At 46.2% G+C, this 23,912-nt stretch carries 21 protein-coding genes; 12 read left to right on the forward strand and 9 right to left on the reverse strand.

The genetic code is table 11. The annotated features are described in order from the left end of the window. Positions 1 to 18: 18 nt before the first annotated feature. Complete coding sequence (locus ACWGXJ_RS01410; protein WP_013308350.1) at positions 19 to 1,437, forward strand: sucrose-specific PTS transporter subunit IIBC; 1,419 nt, start codon at positions 19 to 21, stop codon at positions 1,435 to 1,437. 195 nt (positions 1,438 to 1,632) lie between these two features. On the opposite strand, the gene ACWGXJ_RS01415 is transcribed toward ACWGXJ_RS01410, so the two are convergent. Next, entirely contained in the window at positions 1,633 to 2,421 is a 789-nt protein-coding gene (locus tag ACWGXJ_RS01415; RefSeq protein WP_061830739.1) for a helix-turn-helix domain-containing protein, read from the reverse strand. A 179-nt stretch (positions 2,422 to 2,600) separates the two neighbouring features. Between ACWGXJ_RS01415 and pyk the strand changes: the two genes are divergently transcribed. Then, positions 2,601 to 4,016: a pyruvate kinase gene (pyk, locus tag ACWGXJ_RS01420; protein ID WP_023986598.1), complete on the forward strand. Its 1,416-nt coding sequence runs from the start codon at positions 2,601 to 2,603 to the stop codon at positions 4,014 to 4,016. Between the two features lie 82 nt (positions 4,017 to 4,098). Here the strand turns inward: pyk and ACWGXJ_RS01425 are convergent, their stop codons facing one another. Next, on the reverse strand, positions 4,099 to 4,497 hold the full coding sequence (locus tag ACWGXJ_RS01425) for a hypothetical protein (protein ID WP_452566000.1): 399 nt from the start codon (positions 4,495 to 4,497) through the stop codon (positions 4,099 to 4,101). Positions 4,498 to 4,810: 313 nt separating this feature from the next. Further along, positions 4,811 to 5,155: a DUF805 domain-containing protein gene (locus ACWGXJ_RS01430; RefSeq protein ID WP_254351723.1), complete on the reverse strand. Its 345-nt coding sequence runs from the start codon at positions 5,153 to 5,155 to the stop codon at positions 4,811 to 4,813. Between the two features lie 425 nt (positions 5,156 to 5,580). On the opposite strand from ACWGXJ_RS01430, the gene ACWGXJ_RS01435 reads away from it, so the two are divergent. From ACWGXJ_RS01435 to ACWGXJ_RS01445, 3 genes are all read left to right on the forward strand, one after another. Continuing rightward, the gene (locus ACWGXJ_RS01435) at positions 5,581 to 8,016 is read left to right on the forward strand and encodes a LamG-like jellyroll fold domain-containing protein (protein ID WP_452566001.1); all 2,436 of its coding nucleotides are present in this window, start codon (positions 5,581 to 5,583) and stop codon (positions 8,014 to 8,016) included. A gap of 397 nt (positions 8,017 to 8,413) precedes the next feature. After that, positions 8,414 to 8,614, forward strand: a complete 201-nt coding sequence (locus tag ACWGXJ_RS01440; RefSeq protein ID WP_007428290.1) for a cold-shock protein — start codon at positions 8,414 to 8,416, stop codon at positions 8,612 to 8,614. A 131-nt stretch (positions 8,615 to 8,745) separates the two neighbouring features. Further along, positions 8,746 to 8,961 carry a cold-shock protein gene (locus ACWGXJ_RS01445; protein ID WP_013308357.1) on the forward strand — a complete coding sequence of 72 codons (216 nt, stop codon included), beginning with the start codon at positions 8,746 to 8,748 and terminating at the stop codon, positions 8,959 to 8,961. Positions 8,962 to 9,069: 108 nt separating this feature from the next. On the opposite strand, the gene ACWGXJ_RS01450 is transcribed toward ACWGXJ_RS01445, so the two are convergent. Further along, complete coding sequence (locus ACWGXJ_RS01450; RefSeq protein WP_452566002.1) at positions 9,070 to 9,888, reverse strand: alpha/beta fold hydrolase; 819 nt, start codon at positions 9,886 to 9,888, stop codon at positions 9,070 to 9,072. Positions 9,889 to 10,075: 187 nt separating this feature from the next. Here ACWGXJ_RS01450 and ACWGXJ_RS01455 point away from each other — a divergent pair, with 187 nt between their 5' ends. Further along, entirely contained in the window at positions 10,076 to 10,408 is a 333-nt protein-coding gene (locus tag ACWGXJ_RS01455) for a hypothetical protein (RefSeq protein WP_061830729.1), read from the forward strand. A gap of 51 nt (positions 10,409 to 10,459) precedes the next feature. Here the strand turns inward: ACWGXJ_RS01455 and ACWGXJ_RS01460 are convergent, their stop codons facing one another. Together ACWGXJ_RS01460 and ACWGXJ_RS01465 are read right to left on the reverse strand one after the other, a co-directional pair. Continuing rightward, positions 10,460 to 11,005, reverse strand: a complete 546-nt coding sequence (locus ACWGXJ_RS01460; protein ID WP_452566003.1) for an N-acetyltransferase family protein — start codon at positions 11,003 to 11,005, stop codon at positions 10,460 to 10,462. Between the two features lie 259 nt (positions 11,006 to 11,264). Continuing rightward, positions 11,265 to 11,837, reverse strand: coding sequence for a hypothetical protein (locus tag ACWGXJ_RS01465; protein WP_452566004.1), 573 nt, complete (start codon positions 11,835 to 11,837; stop codon positions 11,265 to 11,267). Positions 11,838 to 12,050: 213 nt separating this feature from the next. On the opposite strand from ACWGXJ_RS01465, the gene ACWGXJ_RS01470 reads away from it, so the two are divergent. From ACWGXJ_RS01470 to ACWGXJ_RS01495, 6 genes are all read left to right on the forward strand, one after another. Next, positions 12,051 to 12,464: a GntR family transcriptional regulator gene (locus tag ACWGXJ_RS01470; RefSeq protein ID WP_254330058.1), complete on the forward strand. Its 414-nt coding sequence runs from the start codon at positions 12,051 to 12,053 to the stop codon at positions 12,462 to 12,464. Further along, on the forward strand, positions 12,461 to 13,174 hold the full coding sequence (locus ACWGXJ_RS01475; protein ID WP_348621246.1) for an ABC transporter ATP-binding protein: 714 nt from the start codon (positions 12,461 to 12,463) through the stop codon (positions 13,172 to 13,174). The genes ACWGXJ_RS01470 and ACWGXJ_RS01475 overlap by 4 nt, the downstream gene beginning before the upstream one ends. Continuing rightward, positions 13,171 to 13,938: an ABC-2 transporter permease gene (locus ACWGXJ_RS01480; protein WP_452566005.1), complete on the forward strand. Its 768-nt coding sequence runs from the start codon at positions 13,171 to 13,173 to the stop codon at positions 13,936 to 13,938. Before ACWGXJ_RS01475 ends, ACWGXJ_RS01480 begins: the two co-directional genes overlap by 4 nt. Before the next feature lie 43 nt (positions 13,939 to 13,981). Continuing rightward, a complete protein-coding gene (locus tag ACWGXJ_RS01485) occupies positions 13,982 to 14,467 on the forward strand; it encodes a cytochrome c biogenesis protein CcdC (protein ID WP_235306981.1) in 486 nt (161 codons plus the stop codon). Between the two features lie 354 nt (positions 14,468 to 14,821). Then, positions 14,822 to 16,042: a stalk domain-containing protein gene (locus tag ACWGXJ_RS01490; RefSeq protein WP_452566006.1), complete on the forward strand. Its 1,221-nt coding sequence runs from the start codon at positions 14,822 to 14,824 to the stop codon at positions 16,040 to 16,042. Between the two features lie 93 nt (positions 16,043 to 16,135). Further along, positions 16,136 to 16,813 carry a hypothetical protein gene (locus ACWGXJ_RS01495; RefSeq protein WP_061830713.1) on the forward strand — a complete coding sequence of 226 codons (678 nt, stop codon included), beginning with the start codon at positions 16,136 to 16,138 and terminating at the stop codon, positions 16,811 to 16,813. Between the two features lie 100 nt (positions 16,814 to 16,913). On the opposite strand, the gene ACWGXJ_RS01500 is transcribed toward ACWGXJ_RS01495, so the two are convergent. The 3 genes from ACWGXJ_RS01500 to bglX all read right to left on the reverse strand — a co-directional run bounded on the left by ACWGXJ_RS01500 (position 16,914) and on the right by bglX (position 23,709). Further along, positions 16,914 to 17,918, reverse strand: a complete 1,005-nt coding sequence (locus ACWGXJ_RS01500; RefSeq protein ID WP_452566007.1) for a LacI family DNA-binding transcriptional regulator — start codon at positions 17,916 to 17,918, stop codon at positions 16,914 to 16,916. 162 nt (positions 17,919 to 18,080) lie between these two features. Next, positions 18,081 to 21,521 (reverse strand): GH36-type glycosyl hydrolase domain-containing protein, encoded by a 3,441-nt coding sequence (locus ACWGXJ_RS01505; protein WP_452567847.1) that lies wholly within the window; start codon positions 21,519 to 21,521, stop codon positions 18,081 to 18,083. Positions 21,522 to 21,534: 13 nt separating this feature from the next. Further along, positions 21,535 to 23,709 carry a beta-glucosidase BglX gene (gene bglX / locus ACWGXJ_RS01510; RefSeq protein ID WP_452567848.1) on the reverse strand — a complete coding sequence of 725 codons (2,175 nt, stop codon included), beginning with the start codon at positions 23,707 to 23,709 and terminating at the stop codon, positions 21,535 to 21,537. Between the last annotated feature and the right edge of the window lie 203 nt (positions 23,710 to 23,912).

Here is a 23,912-nt window from a genome sequence, read left to right on the forward strand (position 1 = left end):
AACGAGAGGATGAACATCATGGCGGAAAACAGAGAAATAGCTAAAGAAGTGATCCAGGCAATCGGTGGGCAAGAAAATATTGCATCTTTTGCTCATTGTGCGACGCGCTTGCGGATTATGGTGCATGACAAGGAGAAGATTGATCAGAAAAAAGTTGAGGAGATCGACAAGGTCAAGGGGGCTTTCTTCAATTCCGGGCAATATCAGATTATTTTTGGTACAGGTACGGTAAATCGAATTTTTGAAGAGGTCGAAAAGCTTGGCGTGACCGGTTCATCTAAAGAAGAGGTGAAGAGTCAGGCGAAAAAGGAAGGCAACGTCTTCCAACGCTCCATTCGTACCTTTGGCGATGTGTTTGTACCCATTATTCCTGTGCTGGTTGCTACGGGGCTGTTCATGGGGCTACGTGGCTTGCTCACTCAGCCGCAAATTCTCGCTCTACTCGGCATGACGCCACAGGACATTTCACCCAATTTTCTATTATACACACAAGTATTAACGGATACGGCCTTTGCTTTTCTACCCGCGTTAGTCGCATGGTCAGCCTTTAGAGTATTCGGCGGCAGTCCGGTGCTGGGTATCGTTCTCGGTCTGATGCTGGTAAACCCGGCCTTGCCCAACGCTTATAGTGTTGCGGACGGCTCAGCCCATCCGTTGACGATGTTCGGGTTCATTCCTGTAGTGGGCTATCAAGGCTCGGTATTGCCAGCTTTCTTCGTGGGCTTGATCGGAGCCAAGCTGGAGCGAGCGCTGCGCAAACGGGTGCCTGAAGCGCTAGATCTGATTCTCACACCGTTTTTAACACTGTTGATCATGATCACTTTGGGATTGTTTGCCATTGGTCCGATTTTCCATTCACTCGAAGAATGGGTGCTGCACGGAACAACGTTTGTGCTGGATTTGCCTTTCGGTATTGCAGGGATTGTCATCGGTTTCTTGCATCAGATTATCGTCGTTACAGGTGTGCATCATATATTTAATTTCTTGGAGATTCAACTGCTTGAAAAGAATGGCGTAAATGCCTTTAACGCCATCATTACCTGCGCTATGGCTGCTCAAGGTGCTGCCTGTCTGGCGGTTGGACTGAAAACGAAGAATAGCAAGCTGAAAGCGTTAGCGCTTCCTTCCTCATTGTCTGCTTTTCTGGGGATTACGGAGCCGGCTATTTTCGGGGTCAACCTGAGATACATGAAGCCTTTTGTTATGGGCCTTATCGGTGGGGCGGTTGGCGGTTTTATCGCTTCTGTCTTCCATTTGGCGGCTACAGGCATGGCAGTTACGGTCATTCCAGGCACGTTGCTCTACATGAATCATCAGCTTCCGCTTTACATTTTGGCGAACTTGGCTGCTATGGTTGTAGCCTTTGTCCTGACCTGGATGTTTGGCTATAACGATAAAATGTTGGAAGAGGTCAAAACAGCGGGTTCCTCCAATTAACACCACCCAAGTAATGCGAATACACGCAGATTTATACGCGTAATTATAAATATGATGGTCGTTCTACATGGAAACGCTCTTGGTCCCTAATGAAAAAGGACTACTAGAGGAGGGTTCCAGGTAGAACGACCATTTTTATTAACTGAGGATTTTGCAAAATCCTGTAACTATGAAATTCTGTTCTAGACCATCCAACTAAACAATCGAAGAACGTTCATCCAGAAATTCGGACGGCGAGCAGCCTGTCAACCGTTTGAAGATTCGATGAAAATAGGAAACATCACTATATCCCACATACTCCGAAATTTCACGAATCGTTAGCCGGGACTCGGTCAGCATGTAGATGGCGGTTTTAATACGTTGCGTATGTACATGCTCGCTGATCGTTTGGCGTGTTACTTCACGCAGCAGCGTCGCGGCATAATTGGGGGTTTTACGGATGGCGTCGCCAAGCTCCTCCTTGGTTACCTTTTCACGGTAGTGGTTCTGGATATACTGTTTCATATGTTCCACATGTCGCTCTCGATCGCAAGAAATGGCGCCTTTGTCCCATTCCTGATTCATATATATCATTGCCTCGGTCAGCAGACAGTCAGCCATCAGGGTGTAGTAGCTTGGGTGTTCAGTCCATTGATAGTACATCGATTTAATCCGTTCATGCAGCATATCGTAGCATCCAGGTTTGATCAACAACGGCTTGTCAGTATTCAGTATGGGAAGTGTGCTGTTCGTACATGTTTTGCGGCAATGTATCACATACTTGGTATGAAAAAGCGTAGGAATGCTCTTGCCATAGTAATCCAGATGACCGGGTAAAAGCAGTGTTTCACCCTTACCGAGAATGAATTTGCAATCGTTCACCCAATATACACATTTGCCAAAGGTGACCAAAATGAACAGTAAGTCATCGTTGTCGCTATTTGCACCAGCCTTTTCATACCAGTCCACACCGTTGTCCTGCCGAATATCCACCAATGTAATCACGAAACTCACTCCCCGATGTCTTCAACATTCATTATACTGTAGTACATTCATCATACTATAGTTCATAGTCTTGGTGCACGGGTACAGGTAGAATAGAGCTATATAAGTTTAATGTAGATAGAGAAGCAAAGTGGAATAGAAAACCATACAGTAAAGACATTCAGGAGGATGACATTACTATGCTTAAAACGAAAATTATTTGTACTATGGGACCTGCCTGTGACTCCATTCATTTGCTAAAAGAAATGATCCAGGCTGGTATGACTGTAGCCCGCTTGAATATGGCTCACGGGGAGCTGGAAGATCACGTTAAACGTATCGAAAATGTGCGTCAGGCTGCGAAGGAAATGAATACCTTTATACCTGTCATGATGGATATTAAAGGACCAGAAATACGGATTGGCAAGCTGAGAGAGGCATCTTGTCTGTTGAAACCAGGTAGCCAGCTCATTCTGACCACAGAAGAGATCCTAGGGGACGAGCATCGTATTTCAGTAAATTACCCGGATATGCCGAAGGACATCAAACCAGGCGACCGCATTCTCATTGACGACGGTTTGGTTGATCTGACTGTAACCTCCATCGAAGGTACCGAAATGATTTGTAATATTGTAAGCGGCGGTATTTTGAAACCGAGAAAAGGTGTAAACCTGCCAGGGATTCATACGACCCTTCCAGGCGTGACGGAGCGAGATGTGAGGCACATCCAATTTGGGGTGGAGCAGCGTGTTGAGCTTATTGCGGCTTCTTTTGTGCGTAAAGGCGACGATATCCGTGAAATCCGTGAGATTTTGAAGGGACATCATGCTGAGCATGTACAAATTTATTCCAAAATTGAAAATGCTGAAGGCATGGAAAACCTGGATGATATTATCGAAGCTTCCGATGGCATTATGGTAGCCCGTGGCGATCTGGGTGTCGAAGTGCCGATTCAAGATGTGCCTGTGATGCAAAAAGAAATGATCGACAAGTGTAATCTGGTCGGCAAGCCCGTTATCGTAGCTACCCACATGCTGGAATCCATGCAGGTGAACCCGCGTCCGACGAGAGCCGAAGTTAGTGACGTGTTTAATGCCGTTATGCAAGGAGCCGATGTTGTTATGCTGTCGGGCGAATCAGCTGCGGGTAAATACCCTGTCGAGTCTGTACGGACCATGGCCGCTGTAGCTGCCAGAGCAGAATCGCAATTCGATTATCAGGAGCAGTTTGATAAGCGCCGAGCACGTCAAAGCACCAACATTACCGAAGTGATTAGTCAGGGTGCGGTGAGTTCGTCCCTGGAGTTGGATGCGAAAGCAATTATTACATCGACTGCCAGCGGATTCACGGCACGTATGGTATCCAAATATCGTCCGAAGGCACCTATTATTGCGGTTACTCCGAATAATACGGTATTCGCTAAAATCTGCCTGTTATCCGGCGTATTCCCGATCAAGGGGGATAAAGTAGCAACAACGGATGAAATGTTCGAATCCTCCATCCGTAACGCCCTGAATGCAGGATATATCCATAAAGGCGATACAGTAGTCCTGTCAGCAGGTGTTCCTGTCGCTGAGGCGGGCACCACTAACTTGATCCGAGTATATCAAGTGTAATTTAAAACAAAATATAGACAAGCCAAAAGGCGCTGACCCCCATGGGTTCAGCGCCTTTTTCACATTCTGTCATGTCACTAACTTACAGCCCAAACACACTTTTAGCAACGACCTGTGTCAATTCTGCCTTATGGGCTTGGTATTGCTCAGGTGTAATGCTCTTATTGGCCAGTCGTTGATCCAACTGCTCCGTTAACTGAGCTACCTGTAAATCAACAACAGCCTGTGCGTCCTTTTTATTGGATTGTGCAATATCTGCCAAGGTTTGACCGTTATATAACGCATCATACAATTGCTCATCCGAGGATACGCCCAGTGTTTTCAAAAGTTCATCATCCTTGGAAGCTTCATTATCCTGTACCTGAGGGGCTCTCTCTGGAGCCAGTGTAGCAGCATTAGCCCGACTTCCCCAAGTAGAAGACTGCCCAATAGATAACGCCAGCAACAGTGTACAGATGACCAGAATTCGTTTTCGATTCATGAGTGTAAATCTCCTTTGTGTTCATTCAATTTCTGACAAGGTGGAGCCTTATATGGATATCCAACGGGAGTAATGTTTATGCCTTTAGCCGATCCGGCTTATGTAGTTACCAGATTCTAATATACATCATACACACCCAATCTTAGCGCCAGCTTAATACTCGTTTAAAATAAACTAAAAGAGGAGGATATAAACAGGTAAAACCAAAAAAATTCACGGATGCGAATAATGGATGTGATTTACCCTTTGGATCTGCTGGATATGAAAAAACCTCCTTCACAAAAGTGAAAGAGGTTTTAGACATCTACAACTATTACAATTTAGGGTTTTTTCCATACTTATTGTCGTTAGGCTGACTGTCTTGGCAGAAGAATACAATCAAAATAATTGACCCTACGAGAGGAATCAGACTGATTAGAATCCACCATCCGCTTCTACCTGTGTCATGCAGTCTACGGGCCATAACGGCCAAGGATGGCAACAGGACAGCAAGAGAATAAATCAAAGTCAATACCGGTGATAAGCCTACAAGACTATCGATCAGGCTGACTACAAAGCTAGCGATTGCACTAAATAGTACAAACATCCAATACTCTGTACGTCTTGCTCTACCTTGAAATCCTACATAGTTTTTTAATGCATTTAAATACCATTGCATATATTTTTCACCTCCTTATAAAATCTAAATGTTTCTATACACGTAAAATTGTTCTTTTAGGTATATCGGCAGGAAACATATAGAATTTTAGTTGTAAAATTATAACTTTAAACTAGAAATTTACGCAATACATTTATTAATGTTAATAATTCGATGAATAATTTATAAAAACATAAAATTACATATTGAATTTTCCATATCCATTGAATAATATAGAGGTACGGTTAACCGCCAGGTTTGAATCGTCCTTCTTAACAGAAGGTGCTTTTATTTTTCAAATCAATTGAAAGCGCTTTAATGAAAAATAGGAGGGATGACCAACATTAAATTCGAGGGTGAAGAAGTTAATACAAACATAATCCTGACCGCTTTCTCAATATTGTTTTATGTTATCAGGGATGTTCAAAACGAGAGGAGATTGATTTATGAAGCAATCATTTGTTCGTAAAGTAACGGCAGCTTCACTCGCAGGTGCGCTGTTGTTGCCTGCTTCTTTGGTAGGCGCGGAGCCAACACTCCATTCAGATACAGGTGGAATTCAAAATGTAGGGCAAACTTCCCTTCAAGCTCAAGACCTAGAAAACTTTTCAATTCAAAGTAAAAAGGCTGTCTCTTTCAAGGAGACTTCCGTACATGATCCATCCATTCTGAAAGTGAAAGACACATTTTACATTTTTGGCTCACATCTGGCGGCTGCCAAGTCCAAAGACCTCATGAATTGGGATACGATTGCTACAGGAGTGGCGAATGGTAATGCATTGATTCCCAATGTCAAAGAAGAATTAAAGGAAGCACTGGATTGGGCACAGACGGACACACTGTGGGCAGCTGATGTCATTCAACTGGCAGATGGCAAGTTCTATATGTATTATAACGCTTGCAAGGGTGACTCCCCGCGTTCAGCGATGGGCCTAGCAGTTGCTGATAAAATTGAAGGGCCTTATAAGAATAAAGGAATTTTTCTAAAATCCGGCATGTGGGGCCAACCGAGTGAGGATGGGACGATCTATGATGCAACCAAGCATCCAAATGCCGTAGACCCGGACACCTTTTATGATAAGAACGGCAAGCTGTGGATGGTATATGGCTCCTACTCAGGAGGCATCTTCATTATGCAGATGGATGAAAAAACAGGGAAGCCGCTCCCTGGTCAAGGCTACGGGAAAAAGCTGACAGGCGGTAACCATGCTCGTATGGAAGGGCCGTACATACAATACAGTCCGCAAACGGACTACTATTACTTGTTCCTGTCCTATGGTGGATTGTCAGCGGATGGCGGATACAACTTGCGGGTGGCTCGGTCCAAAACACCGGCTGGCCCTTTCTACGATGCTGAAGGCAATGATATGATCAAGGTCAAGGCAAATCCTGATAAACCACTTTTTGATGACGCTTCCATTGAACCATACGGTGTCAAACTGATAGGTAATTACCTGATTCCAAGAGAAATTGGTGATCCGGGTACTGGACTGGGTGCAGGCTATGTGTCGCCCGGACACAACTCGGCTTATTATGATCCCAAGACGAAAAAGCATTTTGTCATTTTCCATTCCCGTTTCCCGGGGAGAGGCGAACAGTATGAAGTGCGGGTACATGAAATGTTCATGAACGCTGACGGTTGGCCTGTGGTTGCTCCTTATCGTTATTCGGGAGATGAGGATTCACTGAAAAAGCTGTCAGAAAAGGATGTCCTCGGTCAATATTCGTATGTAAATCACGGGAAGGAAATTTCGGCAAATATTAAGCAAGCCGTTAACGTCAGTCTGGATAGCGGCGGCAAGCTGTCTGGTGGAGTGAACGGTACATGGAAGTTGGGGGCAGGCAATCAGCTGGAAATTACAGCAGAGGGTTCGAAGTACAAAGGCGTATTCCTGCAACACCGTGATCCAGACACAGGTGCCAAGACGCTTGCTTTTACCGCGTTGTCCTCCAAGGGTGTTGCGGTATGGGGTTCGCTAAAGCCTGACCTGAAGGCCAGCAAGATTGTAGCTGCTGTGCAGAAGGATCTGAGCCTGGGCGATACGAGCAATGTTCTTTATAATCTGACGCTACCTACTCAAGCAGCACAAGATACCACTATTTCATGGGAGTCCACCCACCCGGAGAATATTTCTGTGACAGGTGAAGTATACCGTCCAGATGCCGGTTCTCAGCCTATAACAGTTACATTGACGGCGACCATCAAAAAGGACAAAGCCACCGCTAAGAAAAGCTTTACAGCCACTGTTCCCGGACAGGCCCGAGGTCCTCAGCTTGCACGCTATTCGTGGAGTGAAGATCAAGGAACTTCGGTTGTCGACAGCACATACAATCATTTCGATGGTAAGACCTATGGTGGTGCCGCATGGGATAAAGACGGGAAGCTTGGCGGTGCTCTTGTCCTCAACGGTAAGGATGGTTACGTTCAACTACCAAATATGGTAACAGATGCGAAGGATTTTACCTTTTCCGCTTGGGTGAACTGGAAGGGCGGTGCAGCTTGGCAACGGATTTTTGACTTCGGCAACGGCCAAGCCCGCCATATGTTTCTTACCCCTTCCCAAGGAAGTGGTGTGCTCCAGTTTACAATCCATGAGGGTACAGATCAAAGCTTGCTTTCCAAATCATCATTACCTCTAAACCAGTGGACGCATGTAGCGGTTACACTGGAGGGGAATACAGGGAAGTTGTATGTGAACGGTGAGGAAGTAGCTGTTAATGACGGCATTACCTTTAATCCTGATGAGCTACTCACGAACGAGGCTTATCTCGGCAAAAGCCGTTTTGCCGCCGATGCTTACTTCAATGGCAGCCTGGATGAAGTTCAATTGTATAACAAAGCGCTGACAGCAGAGGAAATTAAAGCGCTGGCGGAGTTGTAATTCAAATGAACTAAAATGAGCAAATAAACGCAGGAGATGAGCTTTTAGTAAGAAGTTCGTCTCCTGCACAATGAATTTTGTATATTTATTTCTTGATTGCTGGTATAATAAGAAGCAACTGCGGATATAATGTTTTAAGTAGGCGTTAATGACTCACTCCCGCCGAATGAACACAGCTTTGAAGCAGCAATAGAGAATATAAGCACTCTGCATAAATTAAATTCTCCAGTGCTTGCGTTTTCAATACACTTATGGTAATATGAGTATATTGAAATTGTGACCTGAGATTCACATATTGTAGAGGGTTATTGTTTTAGGTTGAAATAACCTTGTGCAATATGTGAATTTTTATTTGTAAAAAATAAAGGTCATATAAATACATTTTGGAGGTAATTCCATGCAAACAGGTACAGTTAAATGGTTTAACGCAGAAAAAGGTTTCGGTTTCATCGAGGTTGAAGGTGGAAGCGACGTATTCGTACATTTCTCCGCAATCCAAGGCGAAGGTTTCAAATCTTTGGACGAAGGCCAACGCGTAGAATTCAACGTAGTTGAAGGAAACCGTGGACCACAAGCTGAGAACGTTGTAAAACTGTAATTTAAAATTACAGCCTATTTCAGATGCCCCGAACATAGTGTTTGGGGCATTTGTTTTTATCTGTTCACAAGACCGTTTTTGAACTGATTACATCTTATCGCTTTATAAATCATGAAGAAAGAGGGATGTTTATGTACAATTCACGGAAAAAGCCAATGGATGAGATTCCTGAGGAAATTACAACTGTCTGGAATTGCGCCAGCGATACATGTAACGGCTGGATGCGGGATAACTTCGCTTTTTCTGTCGAGCCGACATGCCCCATTTGCGGTTCTGCCATGGTGAAGGGCGAGAAAAAGCTGGCAGTTTTAAATAATACGAGCTTCAATCATACCAAACAATCCTAAGCGGATAAATGTTTGTAGTGAAAGATGCCCCATAGCCATTAACGGCGCTGAGGCGTCTTTTTGTTTTTTATAAATATAAATTATACATAAGAATGAACAGGCTTTCAATTATGGTGTGGAGGATGGGGCTAGTATGCTCAGTAAGATAGAATTAAATTCAGGTAGCGCTTCGTAAAATACACCGTGCCCGCTACGTTCAAAAGGAATAAGTTTTGATCCGGCAATTCCCTTTTGAGTTTGGACAGCCAGGGGGAAAGGACAGACCCGATCCAGCTTGCCGTGTAGAATCCAAGTAGGCACGTGTATACATGGCAAATCAGGACGCAAATCAGAGTCACGTAGTGAATACAAAGTACAAGCCATGCTATGAACTGAAGCCGCAAAGCCCTGATCACGTAACCAGTCGCGTAAGCTCTGGCTGACGGGATTGGCAAACAACATTTCGCCAAAAGAAGTTACCAATTGTGGACGATCTGTATAGGCTTGTTTGATGAGTTTATCTACCTCTGTGACAGGAGTACCATAAGGGAAGTCGCTGGTTGGGGTGAACCGGGGTGTAGCTGCTCCGATCAAGATCAACTGATTGACGCCAAATCCCCGGTGCCTGCTCATATAGCGTGTGACCACAGCTCCCCCCATGGAAAAACCGATTAGCCGTACCTGGTTTAACTGAAGCGCCTGCATAACAGCCAGCAGATCGTCCGCCAATCGATCATAATGGTATCCATGCCATGGTCGATCAGACTTGCCGAACCCTCTAAGATCAACCTGAATACAGCGATACCCGTAAGCAGGCAACAAGGCGACCTGGTATTCGTACATTCGGTGATCCAGCGGCCAGCCGTGCACCATCAGAACAGGGATGCCTTCTCCAATATCCTCAACATACAGCTTCACGCCGCGTTCCACCTCAATATAATATCCCATCGTGTTCACCCCTCTAGAAATCACGTCATTTCATTCTCTCTCACATATATGTAGCCAGGGCTTAGCTCATTCGAAAAAGGGATGAGTCTGTCACGATATAAGCATATAATATGTCAAAAAATGTATGTCATCCTGTATAGGGATAGGATATAATTATGGAATGAAACAGCATCGGGAGAGTGGAACAATGACACCATCAAAAACATTAAAATGGATTACAGGCGGATTGGAGCTGTTTTTAGCTATTCCCGTTTTGGGCGGGCTGCTCATCGTAAATTCCGCGTATACTATATTGTTCTTTATGCTGATTTTCCACATTGTTACGTTGGTGCTATCGGTGACGAATAGAGAGTCTTATTATGGATCTATTTTAGGGATCGTGACCTCGGTTATTGGATGGATTCCGATTGTGGGCTGGTTGATGCATTTGCTCTCAGGCATATTTTTGATGATTACCGCAGCCCAGCAGCCGCGTGATCAGTATCGCAATCGCAATCCTTATGATGATTATCGCTATTAGGGTAAGTGTGGGGATGCAAAGATGAAAGATCCTGTTGAACAGGGTCTTTTTTTATTTATGAAATCTCCCCATGATTATGGTGTTGTAGTATTTTCCATCTGAAAGAACCTTATCGTTTTTTAATAACCCTTCGATTTCAAATCCATGTTTTTTATAAAGCTCAATGGCTTTATCATTCGTTTCCAAAACTTGTAGAGTTATTTTCTTGATGCCATTGGAGTCAGCCCAGGAAATAGATTTTTTTAAAAGATTCGTCCCGATCCCGTAACCCCAAAAATCCTTTAGTACACATACGCCGAATTCAACTTTATGAGAGAATCTGCTCAGAACATGGCCCTCACATCTTGAAAATCCGACGATTTTATCATGAACTACCGCAATTAAAAATAGGTTTCTGTTATTCTCTGTATCTGATTCAATGAGCTGTTCAAAACCGGATGTACTTATAAACGCTTCTCCCTTCTCTCTATCTAAATTTTCAGTTTCTCCATCAATCAGCAAGCGGATTTCAGACAAATTCTTCGCATCTTGAATTATGGCTGATCTGATCGTATAGTGTATTCCTTGCACATCAAATTCCTGTTTATTTATTTTCATTACATTCTCCTTATTATGAATTAGAGTGAAAAATGACCTCTGGATCATGTTAGTCTACCACATATTATCTTGTTTACATGACAAATAAGCCTGTCTCCTTCTGTTGTATCGCAGCAGGGGACAGGCCTAATTGATTTCTCTATCCGTACAGGGAAGCCGGATGGAGATTTATTATACATGGGTGGATGTGTCAGATTAACAAATGGTTTTTATGAATGCGACTTATCGAGCTACAGCTTTTGGAAAACAGGAGCTGTAGCTATTTCTGCTTAGCAGAGGCTTTAGCTGCATTGGTTTTAGCAGGAGCTTTGGCTGCATCTCCTTGAGCAGGAGCTTTACCTGCATCCGCTTTACCGCCATCTACTGGTGGTTTGGATGGTTTCACGCCATTCACCATATCTGTCATCATTTGCTTCAGATTAGAGACACGTTGGTTATATTCGGTTGCCGTAATCTTGCCGTTTTGTTTTTCCGTAGCCAGTTTTGCTTTCATATCTGAAACCATTACATCAATAACGGAATTTATGCTCACGCCCTGTGCTTTGGCGATCGTAGCAATGGATTTACCTGCTTTCAGCTGTGTATCCAACTGAGTGGAGGATAATTTCAATAATTTCAGGAGAGCTTTGTTCTCAGCATAGTTACCTCCTGCGATTTTAGGACCATTAGCATCGCCGGGATTCCCCTTAGGTGCCTGTGCTTTGTCTGCGATGGGAGCCTTCTCAGGTGTAGTTGAAGCAGCATGGGCTGCGCTTGTGGAGTACAGTGCCCCGCCTCCTAAAAATGCCAAGGCCATCGTTCCAGCCAAAATTGCTTTCTTGGTGCTTTTCATCTTCATTTTCCACCTTTCGGTTGTGGTTTGTTTGGTACGTGATACATCATAAGGGATCAACTTGAATGCTATCTGAGCGCAAGCTGAGCATTTACTGAATGAAATTTGGGTGGCATGACTAAAATTTCAGCTAAAATAAACTTGTATTACGTGTATTAAGTGATATAATACACTACAGGCACAAAAGATTCAGCCGATTAGGGGGAAACACCCATGGAAGAGCAACGGGTTGGCTCGTTCCGATTTTTAATTGACTTTAGCCAGCCATTATATGAACAAATATTAAATCAAGTACGAAGCTCCATTGCTAAAGGGGAGATCGAAATGGGAAGCAAAATGCCATCTGTTCGTGATCTGGCGCAGGAATTACGCATGAATCCGAATACCGTGATGCGGGCATATCAAGAGCTGGAGCGGGACGGATTGACTGAGAAGCGGCGCGGTCTAGGCACTTATGTTACTTCGTCCAGTGAACGGATTGCCAGCTTTCGGGAACAATTGGCTATAACGTATATAGATCAGTTTCTCGGACAGATGAGTAGCCTGGGGTTATCGTGGGAAGATGTACAGCGGTATATACGAAGCAAACAGGACGGAAATGACAAGGAAGGAGGCGATAAGGCATGACGGAGTCTGTTGTGGTTGCGAATCATCTGGTGAAGCAATACGGCAGTAAAAAAGCACTGGATCAATTAGATGTCATCATTCCGGCAGGACGTATTGTAGGCGTGCTTGGACCCAATGGCTGTGGGAAGTCCAGCTTCTTTCGAGCAATCACCGGATTGATTCAGCCAGATGGGGGCGAGCTTCAGGTGTTGGGCCGACAGCCTGGTTGGGAAACCAACCGGGATATATCCTATCTTCCTGACCGGGCACGCTGGTACCCCAATCATACAGTTCAGCAGACGCTGGAATGGGGGAAGTCTTTTTTGCCTGGCTTCAATATAAAAGACGCGTATAAACTTGCTGATCATATGGACGTCGAGCTGGAACTTAAAATGACTGGGCTGAGTCGCGGGCAGGAGGCACGTGTGCTACTGATTTTATGTCTGGCACGTGAGGTTCCACTTATGATCCTGGATGAACCGTTTGCGGGTATTGATGTTCTCTCTAGAGAGGCGATTGTAGCCGGGATTATTGATTATTTGGAGGGTCGGCAGCAGTCGATACTCATTAGCACGCATGATATTCAGGAAGTGGAAGGCTTGTTTGACTACACGGTCATGATGGACCACGGACGGACCATATGGTCTGGTGATTCGGATGATCTGCGTGCAGAGCATGGCTCGCTGAATCAGGTGTTCCGCAATTTGTACAAAAAGGAGTGGAAGGCGTGAATTCATCAGGGCTGTTCAAAGATTTGATACGCCATGAATTTCGAAATAAAGGAAGCTGGAGAAGGCAGGGCCGCAATCGACTACCGAGATCGTGGAGACTCGTGTATTTCTCATTATTTCTAATTGCGGCGTTCGCTATTTCCTTGTACTTCGCACTTCACAACCAGCTCGAATTGACAAGGCTGTGGTATGTCACCCTGGGCCTGCCGTACATGATCATTTTTATGGGTGTGGGAAGTTTGAGAAGAGAATGGGAAAATGATACCTACGGATGGTGGCTGACCCTTCCCTATCCGCGCATATGGCTGATTAGCGCCAAATGGATTGCGGCTATTTTACAAACCATGGTCGTAATATTGCTTCTGTTTGTGGTGGGTTCTCTGTACGCGTTGTTCATCTCATCAACCATACAGCCTTATACGTTTGCGGATGCAGCGTCTTTTATTGTAGCCGGATTGAACTGGTTTGTGATGATTATCGCCTTCACACCGTTGGTTATTGCGCTGGGTCTATTGACGGCCAGTACCAAATACAGCACCTTGAGGCCGCTTAACCCGATACTGTGGATTCTTTTGATGGGTGGCGGGAGTGTCTTTTATTGGTCGGGCGATCAGGGGCTTTATGAGCAGTTTGACCATGCTCAAACAGGACAATGGTTTCCATTTACCTGGCATTTCCCGATTGCGGTGTTGATGAGTTGGGTTGCTGCATATGTATTAATCCGCTTGAGCGCGTATCTGCTGGAGAAAAAACTGTCGATTTAGGCTAGCGTATCTACAGGATCTATGAGGAAGGAGTTACTACACCATGACGACGATATTTATATATGTATTGATGGCTGTTCTGGTGGGGCTGATGATCTGGTTAAGGACCAAGAGACGAAGGGGACCGGTAAAAGGAAATGGAATCCGGATTCTGCTCCCCTTGTTTATCGCTTTCCCGCTTATGATGATGTCTGTGTACCAATTAATGCATATTCCCGGTCAAACGTACGAGCTCCCCGCCTTTTGGGAACTGCTGGTTGCCGGGCTATTAGGGGCTCTGTTTGGCTATGTTATTTTGCTGCATACAGCGTATGAAAGACGGGATGACGGTCTTATTTATCCCAAGCCGAACCAATATTTTAAATATATTATTATCGCTATTATCTTGATTCGCGTCGTTTTGACCCAGTATCTCAGTAGTTTGGGTACGACCGAAATTAGCATGCTGGCGATTACGATGGCGCTGGTGTATATCTCAATCTGGCGAATCGGGAGCTTTATCAAGTTTCGGAGGACGTTATCCGTATAACAATAGCAATGGGGTTAACACAGCGGCTTACTATTCAAAAAGCGTTCATTCGCTTGGCGATAGGAGCCGCTTTTTTTGTGGTTTCATCATAAATTCATTTGTAAGACCATAAGCATACATTGTTATTAGTCCCCATATCCTTTATTCTAAGGCTGTAGCTTGCTGCATAACGGGCTATGCATATAGAATTTTGAAAGGAGGGGTATTGAGGTTTCAAGAGATTCAGATGAGGGTTAGAGATAAGGCAGGACGTGAAAAGTTCATTTTTTGTGATTAGGTGTAACTTAATTAGTTACATAAAAGGGAATTGTTTTCAATTTTCTATTTTTTTTATGTTGAGAGGGGCTTACATTCATGAAAAAACATACGGTTACTGCCGCACTCGCTGGCTTGCTCGTGCTATCTTCTGCTGTACCGGCCTTGGCGGCCGAAGCAAAACCCGCTACAGGTATTCAGGTTTGGGTAGATGGCAAGAAGGAGGCTTACAAAATTGCGCCTATCGTGAGAAATAAGCAGGTCTTAATTCCCTTGAGACAATTGGCCTCCAGTTTGGGGATTCCGCTGGATTCCAAGCATATTACGTTCAATACGGCGCGTCAAAGCACAACCATTCGTTATGACCAGGCGACGGTTGTACTGGTGTCAGGCAGCCCGGAAGCGCAAATCAACGGGATTAAGGTACCACTGTCCACCTCGACCATCTTGACTAAACAAGGGGTAACCTATGTACCGGTTGATGTCATAAAAGAAGCGTGGGGCAAGCAAGTGATTTGGGACCCGGCCAGCCAAACGGTACAAATCGGGGTGAGCAATAAGGATAAGGTCATTGAAATCGTGAAAAGCTTTGAAACCGGAGACACGAAAGCGGCCGAGACTTGGATCAGCAAGGATCAGTACATTCAGCACAATCTGAGCTTTGCTAGCGGAAGAGATGCGTTGCTGCAAGGGATTAGCCAGTCGAAGGGAGCCAATGTACAGGTTGAAATCCAACGTGTAATTCAGGATGGTAATTATGTAGCAGTTCATTATAAAGAGTCCATTGCAGGGAAAACGAGCATTGTTTTTGATATTTTCCGCTTCGATAGCAATGGTAAAATTGTTGAGCATTGGGACAATATGCAGGACTCGGCTCCAGCCAATCCAAGCGGACACACCATGATTGATGGAACAACACAGATCACGGATCTCAACCAAACTGAGACGAACAAAACACTGATCCGCAAGTTTGTGGATGATGTCCTGGTTGGCAAAAATCGTGCTGCATTGGAAAGCTACTATAACGGTGACCATTACATTCAGCATAATCCTCTTTTTGGTGACGGTGTATCCAATTTGAAACAAGCATTTTCCGCAGCGGGAAGCCAAGGAGCTTCTTTTGGATATGATCAGGTTCACATGGTCATTGGAGAAGGCAACTTTGTGCTGGTTGTGAGTGAATTGACATCGTCTAAGGGAACTTCAGCCGCTGTCTATGATCTGTTCCGGGTAGAGAACGGCAAGGTAGCGGAACATTGGGACGTAGTTCAGGAGGTTCCAGCTAAAACAGAGTGGAAAAATACAAACGGCAAGTTTTAAGAAAGTGCATTTGTGGTATGGCGTGATTTGCATGCTTTCCTAATCGTCCTCTTCCTGTTAAAATGATGCAAACTTATAACAGGAGGTTGGACGATGGAAGGCTTGAAGCAACGTGTGGGCTGCCTGCATGCACATCACTCGAACATAGCCTATGTGGAACGAGCTTTTGCTTCTTATGAGGTGGAGCTGATACATTTTGTGGACCCTGGGCTTATGCGCCGGATCTCGTCAGACCCGCATTTTTCTGCGGACGATGCCAGTCGCAAGGTAGAAGAGCAACTGAGATGGATTGCTCAAAGCGATATAGACGTTATTTTGATAACGTGCACGAATTATATTGTTTTGGCAGAAAAGGCTCAATTGACCCTGTCTACACCAGTAATTGCGCTGGATGAGCCCTTTTTTCATGAGATATGCGATGATTTGCTGCCACGGACCTTGGTATTCACGAATCCGGCTACTGTAGAGGGAACGATGAAGCGTCTTTATCATACGGCTGCTCTGTTAGGCAAACCGGATATCTCTTCTTGGATAGAGGTTAAGGTGGTGGAGGACGCTTTTGAACTGATTATGCAGGGACGTGAAGACGAGTATAAGGAATTGCTGGTTCGTTCGCTGTATGAGCTAAGGGAGGTTGATCCAAGCAGAGGGCTGGCTGTAGCACAGTTGTCTATGGTTGATGCTGCGTTACAGGTGGAGCTGGAGACGGGGCAAACGATTGGTAATCCCTTACGGTCGTTGTCGAATTCAATTGAGGATTTGTTAAGTTAAATAAGTATAACCAAAAGAACTTCCACCCCGTGTTTTGGGCCTGTGGAAGTTCTTTTTTTTTGGGAGGAGGCTGGCGAGCAGGTTACTTCTGCGTTGTTCATCACAGATTCTGTTGATCTTGGGTGATGAATGCTGCGCCTGCCGATTCTCTTTGGACAAGCGTAACGTATAAACGTTCATGCTCCACGTCTTCCCCAGCAATGATTTTGAGAACTTGTTCGGCAGCTACAGCGCCCCATTTACGCTTGGAATAGTCAATCGTTGTCAGACGGGGCTGAATATATTGCGCCAGCTCGATATTATCAAAGCCGACGATATGAATATCCTTGCCAATCGTCAGCTCTGACTGAGCCATTCGATTGTAAAAGCCCACTGCCATTTCATCATTGAGACAAAATACGGCTACAGGTTCCGAATCCGGGCTAACGTGTTGCTGCAAAATGATCTCAGCCGCCTGTTCACCGCCCGATTTCTCAAAATCGCCGTCAATTTCGATCATTTCAGCCACGCCGCTACGCTCAATGGTCTGCTTGACCGCCTGCATCCGTTGCCATGAATCGTAAGAACCTTCTGGTCCGGTAACCACATATAGCTTACGGTGTCCCAACTCCAATAAATGTTCGATTGCGAGAGCGGCGCCCGCTTTGTTATCCAGCAGCACCTGGTTAATGTTAGGATGATTCAGTTCACGGTCCAACACGACAATTTTATGTCCTCGCTCGGCGTAGTTCAGTAGCTCCTGACTATCAAACGTCTGATCCAGCACAATGGCGCCGTCGATCATGCGTTCCGGCAACATTCGGTGAGACTGCTTACCGCTGCATACGATGAGATCATAGCCCTTGCGGTTCAAAATTTCCTTGATGCCATACAGTAAATCTCCATAAACGTCTCCACGGAAATCAGTTAGGAAAACGCCAATAATTTTGGTCTGCCTTTTCTTGAGATTACGTGCGGCGGCATTGGGCACATAGTTAAGCTCTTTGGCAATGGCTAAAATACGTGCGCAAGTTTCTTCTGTTACCTTATCGCTACCATTCAAGGCATATGAAACGGTAGATATGGAAACGCCCGCCTGTTTGGCGATATCTTTAATGCTGACCACATCGTCACCTCCTTGTCGTCCATCTTATAATTGCTATTGTATATTCATTATTAACCACATATCTATTCCAAATGTCTTAGTCCTACACATAAGCAGCAAAGGGCGATCCCGCAAGATCGCCATCCCTTTGTTGCCTATACCAGATTTAGCATTAAAAACGCTTTATAAAATAATCTCCAGCCGGTGTACACCATCATGTTCTGCCAAGGCTTGCTCGAAAATCCTACGTTTGATGCGCAAGGCACCGGAGCGGTAGCGATTATCATCGGCGGGCACGCTTTCCAGTGGTGTTCCGTTCAATACTGTACGGCCTTGCTCACCGCCAGTATGCTCTTGCAGCATGCGGTAGACGAAGGTAATTGGTTTTCCTGCAAAGGAAAATTCAAATTCCAACCCATCGAGATGATCCGGTAGCACGGGGTCTAGGATTAGATCTTCGCCCGACTGACGAACACCAAGGACATTCGATATGAGCTGATTCATATAGATTCCTGGACCACTGGAATAGATTCTCCAGCCGCCCTTGACGGGTACGGCTCCTTCACGCAGTTCACCAAACCGTTCCTGTGCTTCATAGCGGGTATTAAATTTACCATCCGAGCTGCTGAAATAGGCGTTACTTTGGCGCCATTCGGCATTCGGTACGGACGCACGGATGCCGACCGGATTGATGAGCTTCAAGCTGTGCCAAGCGTCATCCTTGCGTCCCAATTTGGCCATCGCTTCCGCAAAGCGGATATGGGCATGCACATATTGCAGCCCGACCTCACGTCCGAAGTTGGCCGCTTGCTCTGCACGCTTGAAGTGCGAGCTCACACCGCCATCATACTGTGCAGGGCGGTTCATCAGACGCACGCCATCCGGGCAGAGGAACTGCTCACGGATGAGTTGCTCATGAGCCAATGCTTGCTCAGGCGTGAGCAGCTGGCTGATCATGCTGCGTGTCATCGGCAGCAACCGATAATGGATTCCTGTCTCGGTGTCAGACGGATGGAGCATCAGCTTAGGTTGGCCGGGCTCTTCCATATACACGAAGCCCGGAATAATTCCGCTCTCCAGCATGTAGCGGTTAAAGTCTTTACGGATGCCATTGGCCATCTGATGTAGATCTTGTGCGATCTTGTCGGCTTCACTTACTACATCCGCGGGGGCCTGCTCCAAAGCAGCAGCAAAGTTACTAATAACTTGGTAGGTGAGTGCAACCGTCCAGCTGCTCGCCATGTATTGCTTCAGCTGAGCATTGGCTGGCTGGAGGGTATCATCCCAATCGCCGTCGCCATAGGCCGACAAATACGTATCATGCAGGAAATTCACGCGAATATATTCGATTTCCTTCAGGGCATGTTGCATGAGAGTCGCGGTCTGCTTGGTATAATCGAAAGTATGCCGATGGGTGTAAGGCACATTTTCTTCCAGAATACTGTAATCACGGGTAGCGGTCAAATAATCGCCCAGTACCTTGAGCGGCCAGACGATAATATCCCCATGGCTTTCTTCTTGCTGCACGTGAGTATAGTTGTCAAACATAAACCATTGCGGCCAGTTTCCGCTGTCCTCGTACTGATGGCTGAAAACAGTCAGCAAAATGGAACGAACCTCATCGAACTTTTGCATAGCTGAGAAATATTCCACAGGCCCCTGACACACATCACGTGTTCCCCAGGCTGCACCGCCGTATTGCTCCAGACCGTGAGGCACAGAGTAGTGAACGAGCATATTGTGGGTGTACCACCAAGCCACTGCGTTCACACGGAATAGCTCGCTCGTTTCGTGTTGACCCAGCGACAGATGGAAACCGTTCATAAGCTCGGCAAAATATGCCCGATAGCGCTCGCGCTCATCTTCAAAGGAAGCGTGACGCTCTTTGTGCGCTGATTCTTGCCCAGCTGAAAGCCCATTCAGCCAACCCTGCACGGTGCAGGCCCATTCGCTGCTGTCACCCAGCTCCAGCACAACCAGAGACGCATCAGGAGAAGCTTTCCCCTGTAGCAGTGCGTGAGCGTCGCTCACATGCTGTAATGGAGCGCCCTCTATGTGCATTCGGTACAGCAAGTCTGGATAGGCCTCGGCGCTCAGAGAGGCGGAGTCTGCCCGGAAGAGTAGGGCATCACCTTCACGTTCCATATGAAACGGGAGCTCATATTCGTTCACATGCATAGACATTTGCTGAGTGATGAGGAACGGATAGGTTTTGCCACTCGCCGCACGCATGTGAAGCCGTACTTCTGGGCTATCGACATTCGTATGGTTTGTAATAATGAATGTATCGTCAGCCGTTTTGTAATACCAGCGCACATAATTGAAGCCAATCTCGAACAGGGAAGGCATCGTGAGCAGGCGGTATTTCCCTTGGATTCCGACATAAATACGTTGACCGGATGTCTTGGGAATATTAAGCGCATTACGCGCGTTGGTAATCATTTTGTTGAAATTTGTATTGCCGATTACGAGTTGGGAATTGAACACCCCGTACATATAGGAGGTGGTTGTAATGGTTTCTTCCTTACCTCCTGAGTAATGCCCACCCATTAAAATGTGCCCATGGGGACGCTCTACACGAAGCTCTTTGGATTTGAGTACGACATGCTCATAGCTGTCCGTGAAAAAGGAAAGTAGCTCATCGCCATCCCGTTCTTCTTCCTGCCGTTTGGGGAAAAGTTGATCCACTTCGGCATCGGTCAAGTCCAGTGTACGCAGCGGCTCACCGATGGTTTGAGCTGGAGCCACACGCCCTGCCTGAAGATCACTTGCCGCGCGTACCGGTATGATGGTCTCGGAAGCGTCTACTAGAATGGCAGCTACTTCGTCACGTGCTTTTGTCACCATTTCCTGATACTCCAGCTTTGTCACTGCGGCTGGATGATTCGGCTGGAACAGACCGTAAAAAGTAAAGCGAGCTTCCCCAGCCAGTTTCACCCGCTCAGATTGCAACGCGGTATAGGCGAATTCGTATTGGTACACTTCATTGGCGAGCGAATCGCGACGGAGTGCTTCCGGCTCATTCGTTTCTTTGTACGAAAGTCCAAAGAACTGAAATCCGTCAGTCGAGTAACCAACAGTGCGGGTTAACGAGCCTTGTTGAATGTATGGGAATGCCTGATTTTGAGGCTGGTTTTGACGTGAGCAAACGGTATAGCCTCTTTGTTCATCATGATACACGGTGTGGTCAATATATTGAGATAAATAAGCTTCATTACTGCGCACAGCAGCAGTATCGGCAATGCCGATATCCTGACCGTACACGACATCTGCTTCCACGTCATCGCCCTGTAGGGTTACATCCCAGAACCATACTCCCAGGCGGCTTAGCGTGAAGGTCACCTGATAGCCTACACCAGCGGTGAAACCTTCCCAAATAATCTGCTGATCCGTTTGTCGGATTACTCCCGGTGAGCGAACCCCAAGCAGGGGAGTGATACTTACGCCGGACGGACGGTACAATCTCAAGTACAGATTGTTCAAGGAACCGTCGACTGAATTGGTCAACAGTTGGTTGATCATCGTTGAGCCGTGGGCGATCTTATACACATCACCACTGCTCAAGAAGGTAAAAGACAGGTCTCCGGCCCGCAGCAAAATATTTTGATCTAGACTTGTATTTATCAAAGGGAACGCCTCACTTTCCTGTTTCTTTTACTAACCGAAAACGGCCTTCTGTAGTATCTCGGCTGTTAGGTCCTGTAAAGACGCCAAATTCACCGCTGTCACTGTCAAAGCTCAAATCTGCATGATGATAGCGCAGCTGAGGCTCGGTCACTGTAAATTCCACTTCCCGGCTTTCGCCTGGGGCAAGCAGGACTTTGCAGAAATCTTTCAGTTCTTTCATCGGACGAACCGTATCACCGCTGATATCACGAATATAGAACTGGACAGTTTCCTCGACTGGACGCGTTCCTGTGTTCGTTACCTGCACTTTAACGGTCAGCTCCTGACCGGGAGTAAGAGTGTCGCCGGAAAGCTGTACGCTGTCATAGGCTACATTGGTGTAGCTCAGTCCATAGCCGAACGGGAATAAAGGTTCGTTCGGTACGTCTAGGTATTGGGACACGTAGCGTTCTTTTGTATTTGGATCTAGCTGCGGGCGTCCTGTATTAAAATGATTGTAATACACGGGCACCTGCCCGACCGATTGCGGGAATGACATGGTCAGGCGACCCGTAGGTTCGGCATCACCGTACAACAAATCGGCAATCGCCGCGCCGCCTTCGCCACCAGGGAACCAGGCTTCCAGTACAGCGTCTACTTCTTCAATAACACCGTGCAGATCCAACGGACGACCATTAAATAGTACGGCTACCATAGGCTTGTTCAGCGTCTTCAGGCGCTTCACCAGTTCCAACTGGGCTTGTGGCAAGCGAATATTGGAACGGCTGCCTGCTTCACCACTCATATCCGAGCGCTCTCCAAGCGCCAACACGATAACCTCTGCTTGGCTGGCAGCTTGCAGAGCTTCTGCATATTGCTCCTCAGTCATATCGTCGATAGAGCAACCTGCCGAAACCGTGAGCAACGAGGAGGATATTTTCGATTGGAACCCGTCAACAACGCGAATAGCTTCCTCTTGCGAACCACTCCACGACCAAGAGCCTAGGATATCACCGCTCTCTACAAAAGGTCCGATCAACGCAATAGGTTGATTGCGATTCAGTGGAAGAACGGAATCATTTTTGAGCAGTACGCATGATTTAATGGCTAGTTCTTTGGCAACCGCACGATGGGCTTCGCAGAACACAACTTCACGTTCACGCTCAGGGTCTGCGCCGCGTAGCGGATTCTCGAACAAGCCCAGCTTTTGTTTGAGTTTCAATATACGCATCACGGCTTCATCAACGAGCGCTTCATCCAGCTGTCCGCTGCGAATCAGCTCAGGCAGGTGCCCATTGTAGCAGGAGGTCATCATTTCAATATCTACGCCTGCCAGTAATGCTTTCTTTGCTGCCTCCCGCTCATCTTCGGCAATGCCGTGAGGAATAAGCTCTTTGATCGCGGCCCAATCCGAAATGAGTACACCATCAAATCCCCATTCACCACGAAGCAGATCACGCATCAGGCGCTTATTGCCCGTTGCAGCTACGCCTTCTACGGTATTGAAGGATGTCATCACCATTTCACAGCCTTCATCTAAAGCAGCTTTGTAGGAGGGGAGATAATACTCTCGCAACTGCCATGCGGATACATCTACAGTATTGTAATCCCTTCCGCCTTCGCCAGCTCCATATGCGGCAAAATGCTTCACGCATGCGGCTACCCGGTCGGTATCGTTCGTCAGATCTTTACCCTGAAACCCGCGCACAAACGCACGAGCAAATTCGCTGTTGAGGTAAGGGTCTTCCCCTGTAGATTCCATCACACGGCCCCAGCGCGGGTCACGCACCAGATCGACCATAGGGGCGAATGTGACGTGAACACCGGATACAGCCGCTTCTCGGGCGGCAATGGTAGCGCTCTCTTCTGCCAGCTGCATATCCCATGAGCAACTAATAGCCAGCGGTATAGGGAAAATCGTTTTGAAGCCGTGTACAATATCTGCCATAATTAAAAGCGGAATACCCAGACGGTTTTTACTCAAATGAGCCTGCTGAACACGAATCGCTTCTTTAGCCCCTGCGAGGCCAAGCACGGAACCGACGTTATGGACATTTTTTTCTGTGATGCCGAGAGAAGCCATAGGGCCGGTAATTTGACTATCTGTTCCCGCTTCTTCAAAGAAGGCACCTACAAGCTGTAGCAGTTGATCGACTTTTTCTTCAAGCGTCATGTTTTCTAAATAGGAATTCAGGTGTTGTTCCATCATAATCCTCCATAAGCTGTATTGTTGGTGGACAGCTCTCTTTTTCAGATTCATGAGATTTTTTGGATAAAGATGATTCAAAAAAGTGCTGAACAGGCTAATAGCTAGTATAGAAGCATAATATTCTGTCGTATTATTAATCGAAACGTTTCTATTGTTGAACTCAGTTGGATTATATACGCTTTCAAATGGAGAGTCAAATC

The sequence above is a fragment of the Paenibacillus sp. S33 genome, assembly GCF_053615415.1.

Excerpts from the sequence above, each read along its gene's own strand:
- ACWGXJ_RS01410 (WP_013308350.1), top strand. The coding sequence starts at position 19 with ATGGCGGAAAACAGAGAAATAGCTAAAGAAGTGATCCAGGCAATCGGT.
- ACWGXJ_RS01430 (WP_254351723.1), bottom strand. The coding sequence starts at position 5,155 with ATGCAATGGTATTTAAATGCATTAAAAAACTATGTAGGATTTCAAGGT.
- ACWGXJ_RS01485 (WP_235306981.1), top strand. The coding sequence starts at position 13,982 with ATGACGACGATATTTATATATGTATTGATGGCTGTTCTGGTGGGGCTG.
- pyk (WP_023986598.1), top strand. The coding sequence starts at position 2,601 with ATGCTTAAAACGAAAATTATTTGTACTATGGGACCTGCCTGTGACTCC.
- ACWGXJ_RS01455 (WP_061830729.1), top strand. The coding sequence starts at position 10,076 with ATGACACCATCAAAAACATTAAAATGGATTACAGGCGGATTGGAGCTG.
- ACWGXJ_RS01475 (WP_348621246.1), top strand. The coding sequence starts at position 12,461 with ATGACGGAGTCTGTTGTGGTTGCGAATCATCTGGTGAAGCAATACGGC.
- ACWGXJ_RS01465 (WP_452566004.1), bottom strand. The coding sequence starts at position 11,837 with ATGAAAAGCACCAAGAAAGCAATTTTGGCTGGAACGATGGCCTTGGCA.
- ACWGXJ_RS01425 (WP_452566000.1), bottom strand. The coding sequence starts at position 4,497 with ATGAATCGAAAACGAATTCTGGTCATCTGTACACTGTTGCTGGCGTTA.
- ACWGXJ_RS01450 (WP_452566002.1), bottom strand. The coding sequence starts at position 9,888 with ATGGGATATTATATTGAGGTGGAACGCGGCGTGAAGCTGTATGTTGAG.
- bglX (WP_452567848.1), bottom strand. The coding sequence starts at position 23,709 with ATGGAACAACACCTGAATTCCTATTTAGAAAACATGACGCTTGAAGAA.
- ACWGXJ_RS01435 (WP_452566001.1), top strand. The coding sequence starts at position 5,581 with ATGAAGCAATCATTTGTTCGTAAAGTAACGGCAGCTTCACTCGCAGGT.
- ACWGXJ_RS01460 (WP_452566003.1), bottom strand. The coding sequence starts at position 11,005 with ATGAAAATAAATAAACAGGAATTTGATGTGCAAGGAATACACTATACG.
- ACWGXJ_RS01445 (WP_013308357.1), top strand. The coding sequence starts at position 8,746 with ATGTACAATTCACGGAAAAAGCCAATGGATGAGATTCCTGAGGAAATT.
- ACWGXJ_RS01490 (WP_452566006.1), top strand. The coding sequence starts at position 14,822 with ATGAAAAAACATACGGTTACTGCCGCACTCGCTGGCTTGCTCGTGCTA.
- ACWGXJ_RS01440 (WP_007428290.1), top strand. The coding sequence starts at position 8,414 with ATGCAAACAGGTACAGTTAAATGGTTTAACGCAGAAAAAGGTTTCGGT.
- ACWGXJ_RS01495 (WP_061830713.1), top strand. The coding sequence starts at position 16,136 with ATGGAAGGCTTGAAGCAACGTGTGGGCTGCCTGCATGCACATCACTCG.
- ACWGXJ_RS01470 (WP_254330058.1), top strand. The coding sequence starts at position 12,051 with ATGGAAGAGCAACGGGTTGGCTCGTTCCGATTTTTAATTGACTTTAGC.